We start from the raw sequence: 13043 nt of genomic DNA, 5'->3' as shown, positions 1-13043 counted from the left end.
GTGGTGCCGCCCGCTCCGCGATCATGTGGAGCAGTCCCCGGCACTCAGGCGCGCCGGGCCTCGTTACCATTCGTGGACGCACATTCCGACGACCACTGACGACTACGACGAGGGACGGGCGAGCGCGTGGCCGAGGCGGCAGGGTTCCAGGTGACTGAACGGCCGCGTGGTCGATGGCTGCGAAGGACTGTGACACTGCTCACCGGAGCACCCCTTCTCATGGGGCTGCTCCAGATGCCGCATGCTCCCGCCGCCCAGGCCGCCCCGAGCGGTTCCCACTCGGTCGACGTCACCATCGACTCGATGACCCCGACCACGCCCACCAAGGGCGACACGGTCACGGTGTCCGGCACCCTCACCAACGACAGCCGGAGCACGATCACCGACGCGCACGTCGGCATGCACCGGGGCGACGCCCTGGGCAGCCGGAGCGCCATCGAGGCGATGTCGCACCGCACCACCGGCTATCTGCCGGGGGTGGACGGTCCGGAGGTCAAGGGACACAAGGAGAAGATCGACAAGCTGGAGCCCGGCGTCAGCCGCCCCTTCAGCCTCAGCGTCCCGGCCAAGGACCTCAACCTCTCCGACGACGGTGTGTATCAGCTCGGTATCTCCCTGTCAGGACGCTCGCAGGCGGATCCCTACGAGCAGGTCCTCGGCATCGACCGGACGTTCCTGCCCTGGCAGACCGCAGACGCCGGCAAGAAGACGCAGCTCACGTACCTGTGGCCGCTGGTCTCCTCCACCCACCTCACCGCCGAGACGGACGCCGACGCCCAGCAGACCCCGGTGTTCCGCAACGACGACCTCGCGGCCGAGCTCGCCCCCGGCGGCCGGCTGCAGCAGATGGTCGCGCTCAGCAAGAACCTGCCGGTGACCTTCGTCATCGACCCCGACCTGCTCGCCACCGTCGACGCGATGACCAAGTCCTACCGGATCAACGGCCCGGACGGCCCCATGGGCAAGAACCAGGCGGTCGCCAAGCAGTGGCTGCACGACCTCGAAGAGGCGGTCAAGACGCACGAGGTCGTCGCGCTGCCGTTCGGTGACCCCGACCTGGCCTCGCTCGCCCACCACGGCAAGGGCGTGCCCAGCGCGCTCAGCCACCTCGGCCCGGCCACCGACCTCGCCGACAAGACCGTGGACACGATCCTCGGTGTGAAGCCGCGCACGGACTTCGCGTGGCCCGCCGACGGCGCGATCGACTCCTCCGTCGTCGATGTGGCCACCTCGGCCGGCGCGCACAACGTGATCACCCGCAGTGACAGCCTCCGGGAGAACGGCCGGCTGTCCTACACCCCGACGGCGGCCCGCCCGATCGGCGGCGGCAACACCGCGATCGTGTCGGACGCCACGCTCTCCCGGACCTTCGACGGCGATATGGCACAGGCCGGGGGCGCCTCCCACGCTGTGCAGGAATTCCTCGCCCAGACCCAGATGGTCAACCTCCAGGACCCCGACCGGCAGCGCAGCATCGTCGTCGCGCCGCAGCGCATGCCGTCGGTCAGCCAGGCCCAGGCGATGGCCACCGCGCTGCGGGAGCTGGAGGAGTCCGGCCGCTGGACCCAGTCGGTGAACCTCAGCGCCGCGGCCAAGGCCAAGCCCGACCCCACCGCCAGCCGCCGCGTGCCGAGCGGCGCCGTCTACCCGGCCTCCCTGCGCAGGCAGGAGCTCCCCATCGAGGCGTTCCGGCAGATCCAGGGCACCCAGGCATCGCTGGACGACTTCCAGGTCATCCTGGCCCAGCCGGAGCGGGTGGTGACGCCGTTCGGGAACGCCATGATGCGCGAGATGTCGACGCAGTGGCGGGGCCACGACTCCGGTGCGTCGGCGTTCCGTCACTCGGTACGCAACTACCTCGACGGGCTCACCAAGAAGGTCCACCTGATCCAGAAGTCGGATGCCACGCTCTCCGGGCGCAGCGCCACGATTCCGGTGACGGTCCAGAACAACCTGGTCCAGGGCGTCAAGAACATGACGCTGAAGCTGACCTCCTCCCAGCCCAACCGTCTGGACGCGGGAAAGTCGCAGCAGATCACCGTGGACGGCGGGCACAGCCAGTCGTTCAAGTTCGACACCACGGCCAACGCCAACGGTCGCGCGTGGGTCACCGCCCAGCTCTACACGGCGGACGGAAAGCCCTACGGTGAGCCCATGACGTTCCAGGTGAACGTCACGGAGATCACCGCCACAGTGATGCTCGTCATCGCGGGCGGTGTGCTGCTGCTCGTCCTGGCCGGCGTACGGATCTACCTCCAGCGCAAGCGGGCCGGTAACCGGCCCGCCGAGGACGGCTCCGACGGCGACACGGGCACGGACGGAGACAACGGCGGCACGGACGGAGACGCTCCCGAGCAGCCGAGTGACCCCACGCCGGACACCGGTTCGGAAAGCTCCGACCCGTCCGGCTCAGGTGAGAAAGTGGACCGTTGATATATGGCGGGGCCGGATGGCCGGCGACGGATGAGGTGGGGCAGCGATGAATGCGCCGTACGACGGTGACCGGGGCCGGGGCGCCAATGGCGACCCCACGGGGCCGGTCCCTGCGACGCCCCAGTTCCCAGCGGATCAGGACCCCTATCTGCAGGACGCCTACCGCCACGACCCGCACCGCGCGCAGGACCCGACGGCCCAGGATCCGGTGACCGAGGCGCTCTACGACCGCGCCGCGCAGCCGCCCCCGGGGCACGCCGCGCCCCCGCAGTACCAGCAGCCCGCCGCCGGCCGGCAGGCACCCGACCCACAGCTGTGGGCCTCGGCTCCGCCGCGCGGCCCGCAGGGTCCGGCCCGCAATGCCCCGTACGGCGAGGACACCCCGACGACGCAGCTGGTGGGCGTCGACGAGCTGAGGAACCAGTCCGGGGACGGGCACCCGGAAGCTGACGCCTTCGCGCACCTCTACCGCGACCAGCAGCCCTACGACTCCCAGCGCCCGGCCCCGGTCGGTCCGTCCGTCGGTGCCGCCGTGCCCGGTACGGCGCCCGGCCCGGAGGTCGTACCGCCGCAGCCGGCGCCGGAGCCCGCCCCCGTGGCGGCGGCCGGCAAGCCCTCCGGGGGCCGCGCCTCCGGCCTGCTCAAGTCCAGTGCGGTGATGGCCGCGGGCACGATGGTCTCCCGTCTCACGGGTTTCATCCGCTCCGCGCTGATCGTCGCGGCGCTCGGCGGCGCGGTGCTCGGTGACTCCTGGCAGGTCGCCTACCAGCTCCCGACGATGATCTTCATCCTGACCATCGGCGGCGGTCTGAACTCCGTGTTCGTCCCGCAGCTCGTGCGGGCCATGAAGGAGGACGACGACGGCGGCGAGGCGTACGCCAACCGGCTGCTGACGCTGGTCATCGTGGTCCTCGGCGTGCTGACGGTGCTGGCGGTGTTCGCCGCGCCCCTCCTGGTGAAGCTCGTCTCGTTCGACATCTCACGGGACCCGGCGGCCAACGAGGTCGCCGTCGCCTTCACCCGCTACTGCGTCCCCACGATCTTCTTCATGGGTCTGCACGTGGTGATGGGGCAGATCCTCAACGCCCGCGGCCGCTTCGGCGCGATGATGTGGACCCCGGTCCTCAACAACATCGTCATGATCGCCACCTTCGGCCTGTTCATCTGGGTCTACGGCACGGCGAAGACCTCGCACATCGGCGTCACCACCATCCCCGACGAGGGCATCCGGCTGCTGGGCATCGGCACGCTGCTCGGGCTGGTCGTCCAGGCGCTGGCGATGATCCCGTACCTGCGCGACGCCGACTTCAAGCTCCGGCTGCGCTTCGACTGGCGCGGCCACGGTCTGGGCAAGGCCGCCAAGCTGGCCAAGTGGACGGTGCTGTTCGTCCTCGCCAACCAGGCCGGCGTCCTGGTCGTCACCCAGCTCTCCACCTGGGCCGGCAAAACCGCCGACCGGCAGGGGCACCCCGGCACCGGCTTCATCTCCTACGCCAGCGCCCAGCTGATCTGGAACATGCCGCAGGCGATCATCACGGTCTCCGTGATGGCGGCCCTGCTGCCACGGCTGGCGCGCTCCGCCCACGACGGTGACACCGGGGCGGTCCGGGACGACATGTCGCAGGGCCTGCGCACCTCCGCCGTCGCGATCGTCCCGATCTCGTTCGGCTTCCTCTCCCTCGGCATCCCGCTGTGCACGCTGGTCTACGGCTCCTCCGGCGCCGGGATCCCGATGGGCTACATGCTCATGGGCTTCGGCATCGGCCTGATCCCGTTCTCGGTGCAGTACGTCGTCCTGCGCGCCTTCTACGCGTACGAGGACACCCGCACCCCCTTCTACAACACGGTGATCGTCGCGGCCGTCAACGCCGCGGCCTCCGGCCTCTGCTTCCTGATCCTGCCGGCGCGCTGGGCCGTCGTCGGCATGGCGGCCTCCTACGGCCTGGCCTACATCATCGGCGTGGGCGTGGCCTGGCGGCGCCTGGGCAAGCGCATGGACGGGGATCTCGACACCGCTCACGTCGTGCGGACCTACGCACGGCTGGCCGGTGCCAGCATCCCGGCCACGATCGTCTCCGGAGCCGTGGTGTACGCCATCATGCAGATGCTCGGCAGCGGTTTCGTCGGGTCGCTGGCCGCCCTGGTCGCCGGTTCCGCCGCACTGCTGGCCGTGTTCTACCTGGCGGCACGCAAAATGCGCATCGAGGAAATGAACGCCCTGGTCGGCATGGTCCGGTCAAAGCTTGGGCGTTGATTGAGCACAACCATCGACTGCCACCGTGTGTCGTGCATAGTGGCGGACTGTGGGCACAATTGTCTTGGCTCATTGAGCCTGCAACGGATGGGGAGGCAGGAACGACGGTGGCGGAACGGAGCACGGCTGCCGTCGACGTGGCCGACACGAGCGGTGAGGAACCGCTGACCGCCAAGGCGGGCAAGGCCACGGACGACGGTGCTAAGGCCGAGAAGGTATCCGGCGGGGAAAAGGACGCCGCACGCGCCGAGGAGCAGCGTGCCGAGGCGACCGAGGCCCAGCCACCGGAACTGCACAGCGGCCACAAGCTCGCCAGACGCTACCGCCTCGAAGAGTGCGTCACCCGTCTGGACGGCTTCAGCAGCTGGCGTGCGGTCGACGAAAAGCTGCGCCGGGCCGTGGGCGTGCACATCCTGCCCGCCGACCACCCGCGGGCCCGGCCGGTGCTTTCCGCCGCCCGGTCCTCGGCGCTGCTCGGCGACCCCCGGTTCGTCCAGGTCCTCGACGCCGTCGAGGAGAACGACCTCGTCTACGTCGTCCACGAGTGGTTGCCGGACGCCACCGAGCTGACCACCGTGCTCGCCAACGGCCCGCTCGAACCGCACGACGCCTACCAGCTCGTCAGCCAGGTCTCCCAGGCCATGGCCGCCGCACACCGCGAGGGCCTGGCCCATCTGCGGATCACCCCCGGCTCGGTGCTGCGCACGGAATCCGGGCAGTACCGCATCCGCGGTCTGGCCGTCATGGCGGCGCTGCGTGGCATCACCTGCGAGCACCCGCAGCGCACGGACACCGAGGCGATCGGGGCGCTGCTGTACGCCGCGCTGACCCAGCGCTGGCCCTACGAGAACGACGCCCACGGTCTGACCGGCCTGCCCAAGGGCGTCGGGCTGATCGCTCCCGACCAGGTGCGGGCCGGCGTCCACCGTGGGCTGTCCGAGCTCGCGATGCGCGCGCTGATCAACGACGGCGCCACGGCATCCCGTCAGGAGCAGCCCTGCACCACCCCGGAGGAACTGTCCAAGGCAGTCGCGGCCATGCCGCGCATCCGCCCTCCGGAGTCCGCGTTCAGCACCCCGCCGCCGTACCAGCGCACGGGCTACCAGCAGGGCAGCTACCGGCAGCCGGCGACGCACAGCCGGCCGTCCGGCCTGGCCACGCAGCCGGTTGCCACGCCTCCGCCGCCGCTGCAGAGCCGTACCGGCCGGGCGCTGAAGTGGTCCGTTTCCGCGCTGCTCATCGCCGCACTGGGGCTGGGCAGCTGGCAGCTGGCGGACACGCTGCTGAAGCGGGAGAAGGACCAGGACGACCCGGGGAACTCGCAGACCAGCAGCGGCACGGACAAGAAGCCGGCCGGCAAGCCGATCCAGATCGCGGATGCTGCGGAGTACTACCCGGACGGCCAGCCGCAGCACCCGGATCAGGCGCGGCTCAGCCACGACGGGGATGCCGGCACGTACTGGCGCAGCAAGAGCTACCGCGAGGGCCCGGACCTGAATCCGGCCTTCAAGCAGGGCGTCGGCCTCGTCTTCGACCTCGGTGCGAAGCAGCAGATAAGCAGCGCGTCGATCGGGTTGCACTACATCGGTGATCACACCACGGTGACGCTGTACGCGGCTGATTCGCTGTCGCCGTCCGAGCCGCTGAGCTCGATGCGGAAGCTCGGTTCGGGCCAGTCCTCGGGATCGAGCGCGAAGGTGAAGCTGAAGCAGCCGGCGAAGGCCCGCTACGTCGTCGCGTGGATCACCGCGATGCCCTACGCGCCAGGTGACGAGTTCAGCGATTCCGGATACAAGCAGGGTGTGACAGAGGTGACGTTCGCCAACTGACCAGGCGGTGACAGCAACCGCTGTCGCGGACAGTGAGCGGGGCTCCGGCCGGATATCTGGCCGAAGCCCCGCATTTACTTTCCTGACCTGGCGGGCTTCAATGGGACCGAGATCAGGCAGCTACGGCCGGGGGGCCCGTGTCCACCGACAGCGACAAGGCTTCGATACCAACCGACGCCGATCTCCTTGCGCTGCATGTAAAGGGCGACCCCGATGCTTTCGGGGAGATCGTCCGGCGGCACCGCGACCGGCTCTGGGCCGTGGCATTGCGCACCCTGGGTGACCGCGAGGAAGCCGCCGACGCCGTGCAGGATGCGCTGGTCTCCGCCTATCGCGCCGCCCACACCTTCCGCGGCCAGTCCGCCGTGACGACCTGGCTGCACCGCATCACGGTCAACGCCTGCCTGGACCGGGCTCGCAAGGCCGCCTCCCGGCGCACCTCACCGGTCGCCGAAACGGAGCGGCTGGAGCAGCTCCTCGAGCCCGAGGAATCGGCCGAGGCACCCGCCGAGCGCGAAGACCTCCACCGCGAGCTGTTCCGCGCCCTGCGCACCCTGCCCGAGGAGCAGCGTGCCGCGCTGGTCCTCGTCGATATGCAGGGCTACCCCGTGGCGGAGGCCGCCGAGATCCTCGACATCCCGACCGGAACGGTGAAAAGCCGCTGCGCACGAGGCCGTGCCCGGCTCCTTCCGTTGGTCACCCATCTGCGCGCTGACGGCGGGGGTAGCAAACCCACAAGCCGGGGAAGGAACCGGGCGCAGGGGACATCCGTCCCACCGACGGCAGGACCCAACGACACAGGTGCCGTGAAGGGCGGAGGTGGGCGAGCGTGACGTCGACGACCGGCACGGATGAGCACCCGGAGGTCTCCGAGATCTCCGACCTCACGGATGGACTGCTCTCCCCCTCCCGCACGGCGGACCTGCGCGGCCATCTCGCCACCTGCGCGCTGTGCGACGACGTCTACGCCTCCCTGGAAGAGATCCGGGGCCTTCTCGGCACGCTGCCGGGCCCGACACGGATGCCGGCCGATGTCGCCGGGCGCATCGATGCCGCACTCGCGGCTGAGGCGCTGCTGGACCGCACCACCGCAGGGGCCGGGGTGGCTGTTTCACGTGAAACGGTCACCGCCCCGGTCCGTGTTTCACGTGAAACCGACATCGAGGCTCCCAGCGCCCCGGCCCCGGCCACCCGACCCGCCGGGCGGCCGCGGGGCGCTACCGGTCCGGGCCGCCGGACGCCGAGCGGCCGCTCCTCCCGCGCGCGGCGCTGGCCCCGTGTTCTGCTGGGCACCGCGGCCGCCGCGGCGGTCCTCAGCTTCGGCGGTCTCCTCATCCAGAACGTCGCCCTGGACGGCACCCAGGCAGACCATCCGAACCGGCCCACGGCCACCGCAGAGAAGGCCACAGGGGGGCCGGGCGGGCTGACCGCCGCGAGCCTCGGCTCACATGTCCAGGCCCTGCTCGCCTCGAAGCCGAAAAGCCCGCACAAGTCGCCGGGCATCGGTGCCCGCAGCTCCCCCGAGACGCCGCTACGAGGCTCCGCCGACACCATTCCGTCGTGTGTCCGCCTGGGCGTCGGGCGCCCGGAAGCGCCGCTTGCCTCCAGCCACACCCGCTATCAGGGCAAGGACGCCTACCTCGTCGTGCTGCCGGATCCTGCGAATGCACAGCGCGTCTCGGCCTATGTGGTCGCTTCCTCATGTGTCTCCGCCACGCCGCCGAGTCCCGGAAAGGTACTGCTGTCGCACTCGTACCCGCGAGACTGAACGACGGGTAGTGCGCTGTGACACTCCGGGAATGCTTGCCCCGTAGGATCCGTTGGGTGGGGTGAGAGTTCCGAGAGCCCCAGCAAGCAGTCGGCAGAGACAAGGAAGACACCCGTGAGCGACGTCCGCAACGTGATCATCATCGGCTCCGGGCCCGCGGGCTACACCGCAGCGCTCTACACCGCCCGCGCGTCCCTGAAGCCGCTGGTCTTCGAAGGTGCCGTCACCGCCGGAGGCGCGCTGATGAACACCACCGACGTGGAGAACTTCCCCGGATTCCGCGAGGGCATCATGGGGCCGGACCTCATGGACAACATGCGCGCCCAGGCGGAGCGCTTCGGCGCCGAGCTTGTGCCGGACGACGTCATCGCGGTGGATCTCTCCCAGGAGATCAAGACCGTCACCGATTCTGCGGGCACTGTGCACCGCGCGAAGTCCGTCATCGTCAGCACCGGCTCCCAGCACCGCAAGCTCGGCCTGCCCCGTGAGGACGAGCTGTCCGGCCGCGGCGTCTCCTGGTGCGCCACCTGTGACGGGTTCTTCTTCAAGGACCAGGACATCGCCGTCATCGGCGGCGGCGACACCGCGCTGGAGGAGGCCACCTTCCTCTCCCGCTTCGCCAAGTCGGTCACGGTCGTCCACCGCCGCGACACGCTGCGTGCCAGCAAGGCCATGCAGGAGCGCGCCTTCGCCGACCCGAAGATCAAGTTCATCTGGGACAGCGAGGTCGCCGAGATCCACGGCGAGAACAAGCTCGCGGGCCTGACGCTGCGCAACGTCAAGACCGGCGAGACCGCCGAGCTCCCCGTGACGGGCCTGTTCATCGCGATCGGCCACGACCCGCGGACCGAGCTGTTCAAGGGCCAGCTGAAGCTTGACGACGATGGCTACCTCAAGGTCGACGCGCCCAGCACGCGTACGAACCTGTCGGGTGTCTTCGCCGCCGGCGATGTGGTCGACCACACCTACCGCCAGGCGATCACCGCGGCCGGCACGGGCTGCTCCGCCGCCCTCGACGCCGAGCGGTTCCTCGCCGCGCAGCAGGACGGTGAGGTGGCCGCCGAGCCCGAGAAGATCGCCTCCGTCTGACCTGCGCACCCCCGCTTCATCACCACCCACCCATTAAGGAGACTGCCATGGCCGGCGCCACGGTGACCGTCACGGACGACAACTTCGAAGAGGTCGTCCTCAAGAGCGACAAGCCCGTCCTCGTGGACTTCTGGGCCACCTGGTGCGGCCCGTGCCGCCAGGTCGCCCCGTCCCTGGAGGCCATTGCCGCCGAGCATGACGAGATCGTCATCGCCAAGCTGAACACCGACGAGAACCCGGCGACCACCGCCAAGTACGGCGTCATGTCGATCCCGACCATGAACGTCTACCAGGGCGGCGAGGTCGTGAAGACCATCGTCGGCGCCAAGCCGAAGGGCGCGATCGAGCGCGACCTGGCGGACTTCCTCGCCTGAGTTCTGCACTTGTTTCACGTGAAACGGGCCCGTCCCTTGAGGGGGACGGGCCCGTTGCATGTTTCACGTGAAACGGTCTGCCTCACAGCGGCCGCAGCGCGGGCTCCTTCTGGACGGCTCCCAGCAGACGGTCCAACGCCAGCTCGACGTCTTCCTTCCAGGACATCGTGGTCCGCAACTCCAGGCGCAGGCGCGGAAAGCGCGGGTGGGGCCGTACGGTCTTGAAGCCCACCGCGAGGAGATGATCCGCCGGCAGCACGCACGCCGGCTCGGTCCAGCGGGCATCACCGAATGCCTCGATGGCCTTGAAGCCCCGCTGGATGAGGTCCTTGGCGACCGTCTGGACCATCACCCGGCCCAGCCCCTGCCCCTGGTATCCGGGAATCAACCATGCGGTCAGCAGCTGCACCGCATCCGCGGACACCGGACTGGTGGGAAAGGCTGTGGAGCGCGGCACATAGGCCGGCGGGGCGTACATCACGAAGCCCACCGGCACCTCGTCGACATAGACGACCCGCCCGCAGGACCCCCACTCCAGAAGTACCGCCGAGATCCAGGCTTCCTTCTCCAGTTCGGGCCGCCCCGCTTTTACTGCGGCCTCGCCGCTGACGGGGTCGAGCTCCCAGAAGACGCAGGAGCGGCAGCGCTTGGGGAGATCCGGAAGGTTGTCCAGCGTGAGCGGTACGAGCCGACGGCCCATGGAACCAGGTCCTCACTTCTCTCGCCTGCCACACCACGGAACCCCGCCAGCGCCGTCTGCTCCCTGAGCAGACCACCGACGAATCCTCCGACGGCCGCGAGGCCGAACCCCGCCGCCAGCAGTCCGATGCGGCTCACCGATTGCATGGCCCTCTCCTCGGTGTGAGGTGTCTCCACGTGGATGCGTGCCATACCCGAACGCATCGTATCCACCCTTTACGGGCACGGGTACCGCTAGAGAGCAAAGGGCGGGCCGTGTTCCGGTATGGACTCCGGAACACGGCCCGCCCTGAAGCCGGCGCCGTCAGCTCACTCGTCTGCGTTCTTCTCGTCGGCCAGCGTCTGCCCCAGGACGGGCCCCTCACCGGGGGCCAGCGTGCCGAGGATCCGCTCCAGATCGTCCATCGAGGCGAACTCGACCACGATCTTTCCCTTCTTCTGCCCCAGGTCGACCTTCACCCGGGTCTCGAAGCGATCGGACAGCCGAGAGGCAAGTCCGGTCAGCGCGGGAGAGACCCGGGCGCCCGCGCGGGGCCCCTTGGCCTTGCTCGAGCTCTTGGGCTCCGAGGCCATCAGCTTCACGATCTCCTCGACCGTGCGCACCGACAGTCCCTCCGCCACGATGCGGCGTGCCAGGTGGTCCTGCTCCTCGGAGTCCTCCACGGAGAGCAGTGCACGGGCGTGGCCCGCGGAGAGCACCCCTGCCGCGAGGCGGTTCTGCACCGAGGGCGAGAGATTCAGCAGACGCAGCGTGTTGGAGACCTGCGGCCGCGAACGGCCGATCCGGTCCGCCAGCTCGTCATGCGTGCACTTGAAGTCCTTCAGCAACTGGTCGTAGGCGGCAGCCTCTTCCAGCGGGTTGAGCTGTGCTCGGTGGAGGTTCTCCAGGAGCGCGTCGAGAAGCAGCTTCTCGTCCTCGGTTTCCCGGACGATGGCGGGGATCTTCTCCAGCCCCGCTTCACGGGACGCCCGCCAGCGGCGCTCGCCCATGATGAGCTCGTAAGCCTCCGGGCCCGTCTGACGGACCACCACCGGCTGGAGCAGGCCCACCTCCTTGATGGAGGTGACCAACTCGGCAAGGGCGTCCTCGTCGAAGACGGTGCGCGGCTGGCGCGGGTTCGGCTTGATGGCCTCCAGCGGCACCTCGGCGAAGTGTGCACCGGCCACCTGCGTCAGAGCCGCTGCCGATGCCCCGTCCCCGGCCGCGGCTTCCGTTTCACGTGAAACACCGTATCCCGGCAGCGACGTCACCTTGGCGGCCGCCACTCCGCGTTCCGGGGCCAAGACGGGTACGGACGACGGTGAGGTCGCCCCCTGTCCCACCGAAGGTCCATGGTCCGTGCTCTGCGGCGCCGCGGGGATCAGCGCACCGAGCCCACGGCCCAGCCCTCTACGTCGTTCGCTCACTGATTCCCCTCCGAGATGCTGTGCTGTGCTTCATAGTTGACGCTGAGGCCCTGGCCCCCGGTTTGCGGAACTCCACGCAACGCGATCTCTCGGGCCGCCTCGAGATAGGAGAGCGAGCCGCTTGATCCCGGGTCATAGGTGAGCACTGTCTGCCCATAGCTGGGTGCCTCGGAAATGCGCACCGAACGCGGAATGCTCGTACGGAGTACCTCGTGCCCGAAGTGACTGCGGACCTCGTCGGCGACCTGGGAGGCCAGCCGGGTACGCCCGTCGTACATGGTGAGCAGGATCGTCGAGACATGGAGCTTGGGGTTGAGATGCCCACGCACCAGATCCACGTTCCGGAGCAGCTGGCCCAGTCCCTCAAGTGCGTAGTACTCGCACTGGATGGGGATCAGCACCTCGGCTCCCGCGACCAACGCATTGACGGTCAGCAGGCCCAGCGAGGGCGGGCAGTCGATGAAGATGTAGTCCAGCGGCTGTTCGTACGCCTTGATGGCCCGGTCCAGCCGGCTCTCGCGTGCCACCAGCGAGACCAGCTCGATCTCGGCGCCTGCCAGGTCGATCGTGGCGGGCGCACAGAACAGCCCCTCCACGTCCACGACCGGCTGCACCACGTCGGAGAGTGGCCTGCTGTCCACCAGGACGTCATAGATCGACGGCACTTCGGCATGGTGGTCGATACCCAAGGCCGTCGATGCGTTGCCCTGAGGGTCGAGGTCAATCACCAGAACCCGTGCCCCGTGCAGGGCCAGCGAGGCCGCCAGGTTCACGGTGGTCGTCGTCTTACCGACCCCGCCCTTCTGGTTGGCCACCACCATCACCCGGGTCTGTTCAGGCCGGGGAAGCCCCTCACCTGCGCGGCCAAATGCCTCCACCGCCAGCTGAGCTGCACGACCGATCGGGGTGTCGTCCATCGGGGGCGGCGTTTCACGTGAAACGTCGTCCCCGAACGACTCGCTACGGGGACCGGGGACCGGATCGGTCATCGGTCCCGCGATGTTGGCGTCGGACCGCAAGGATTCACTCTCCTCGACATCAGGCTCGCAATGTTCAGAGCCTGCCATGCTTTCGGCGTCGTGAACCAGTGAGGTCCGTTCTCCTGTGGACGAATCCACATCTGTGGATACTTCCGTGACCCTTGTGGGCTTACGGTCGCGCGGCGCGGCGGCCGCACGACCACGGTCGAT

General features: G+C 69.2%; 10 protein-coding genes. 7 read left to right on the top strand and 3 right to left on the bottom strand.

Annotated features, from left to right (window positions below; all coding sequences use genetic code 11):
* Positions 1-234: 234 nt before the first annotated feature.
* The 7 genes from OO62_RS10350 to trxA all read left to right on the top strand — a co-directional run bounded on the left by OO62_RS10350 (position 235) and on the right by trxA (position 9747).
* The gene (locus OO62_RS10350; RefSeq protein ID WP_234386092.1) at positions 235-2433 is read left to right on the top strand and encodes a DUF6049 family protein; all 2199 of its coding nucleotides are present in this window, start codon (positions 235-237) and stop codon (positions 2431-2433) included.
* 46 nt (positions 2434-2479) lie between these two features.
* The gene (gene murJ, locus OO62_RS10345; RefSeq protein WP_033267011.1) at positions 2480-4687 is read left to right on the top strand and encodes a murein biosynthesis integral membrane protein MurJ; all 2208 of its coding nucleotides are present in this window, start codon (positions 2480-2482) and stop codon (positions 4685-4687) included.
* 107 nt (positions 4688-4794) lie between these two features.
* Positions 4795-6516 carry a protein kinase family protein gene (locus OO62_RS10340; RefSeq protein ID WP_033267010.1) on the top strand — a complete coding sequence of 574 codons (1722 nt, stop codon included), beginning with the start codon at positions 4795-4797 and terminating at the stop codon, positions 6514-6516.
* Positions 6517-6653: 137 nt separating this feature from the next.
* Entirely contained in the window at positions 6654-7349 is a 696-nt protein-coding gene (sigM, locus tag OO62_RS10335; RefSeq protein WP_033267009.1) for an RNA polymerase sigma factor SigM, read from the top strand.
* A complete protein-coding gene (locus OO62_RS10330) occupies positions 7346-8284 on the top strand; it encodes an anti-sigma factor (protein WP_033267008.1) in 939 nt (312 codons plus the stop codon). The genes sigM and OO62_RS10330 overlap by 4 nt, the downstream gene beginning before the upstream one ends.
* Before the next feature lie 114 nt (positions 8285-8398).
* Positions 8399-9373, top strand: a complete 975-nt coding sequence (gene trxB / locus OO62_RS10325) for a thioredoxin-disulfide reductase (protein WP_033267007.1) — start codon at positions 8399-8401, stop codon at positions 9371-9373.
* Between the two features lie 47 nt (positions 9374-9420).
* Positions 9421-9747, top strand: a complete 327-nt coding sequence (gene trxA, locus OO62_RS10320; protein WP_033267006.1) for a thioredoxin — start codon at positions 9421-9423, stop codon at positions 9745-9747.
* Between the two features lie 82 nt (positions 9748-9829).
* Here the strand turns inward: trxA and OO62_RS10315 are convergent, their stop codons facing one another.
* The 3 genes from OO62_RS10315 to OO62_RS10305 all read right to left on the bottom strand — a co-directional run bounded on the left by OO62_RS10315 (position 9830) and on the right by OO62_RS10305 (position 12920).
* Positions 9830-10447 (bottom strand): GNAT family N-acetyltransferase, encoded by a 618-nt coding sequence (locus tag OO62_RS10315; RefSeq protein ID WP_033267005.1) that lies wholly within the window; start codon positions 10445-10447, stop codon positions 9830-9832.
* Between the two features lie 308 nt (positions 10448-10755).
* Positions 10756-11853: a ParB/RepB/Spo0J family partition protein gene (locus OO62_RS10310; RefSeq protein ID WP_078617101.1), complete on the bottom strand. Its 1098-nt coding sequence runs from the start codon at positions 11851-11853 to the stop codon at positions 10756-10758.
* Positions 11850-12920, bottom strand: a complete 1071-nt coding sequence (locus tag OO62_RS10305; RefSeq protein WP_077192937.1) for an AAA family ATPase — start codon at positions 12918-12920, stop codon at positions 11850-11852. The genes OO62_RS10310 and OO62_RS10305 overlap by 4 nt, the downstream gene beginning before the upstream one ends.
* Positions 12921-13043 lie beyond the last annotated feature (123 nt).

The organism is Streptomyces lydicus, from assembly GCF_000717345.1.
GTDB lineage: Bacteria > Actinomycetota > Actinomycetes > Streptomycetales > Streptomycetaceae > Streptomyces > Streptomyces lydicus.
The sequence above is the reverse complement of the archived record's forward strand: the minus strand, read 5'-3'. Positions and strand labels throughout refer to the sequence as shown.

What these genes read in the sequence shown, in the direction of transcription:
- OO62_RS10350 (WP_234386092.1), top strand. Translation starts at nt 235, where the DNA reads ATGCCGCATGCTCCCGCCGCCCAGGCCGCCCCGAGCGGTTCCCACTCG.
- murJ (WP_033267011.1), top strand. Translation starts at nt 2,480, where the DNA reads ATGAATGCGCCGTACGACGGTGACCGGGGCCGGGGCGCCAATGGCGAC.
- trxA (WP_033267006.1), top strand. Translation starts at nt 9,421, where the DNA reads ATGGCCGGCGCCACGGTGACCGTCACGGACGACAACTTCGAAGAGGTC.
- OO62_RS10315 (WP_033267005.1), bottom strand. Translation starts at nt 10,447, where the DNA reads ATGGGCCGTCGGCTCGTACCGCTCACGCTGGACAACCTTCCGGATCTC.
- OO62_RS10305 (WP_077192937.1), bottom strand. Translation starts at nt 12,920, where the DNA reads ATGGCAGGCTCTGAACATTGCGAGCCTGATGTCGAGGAGAGTGAATCC.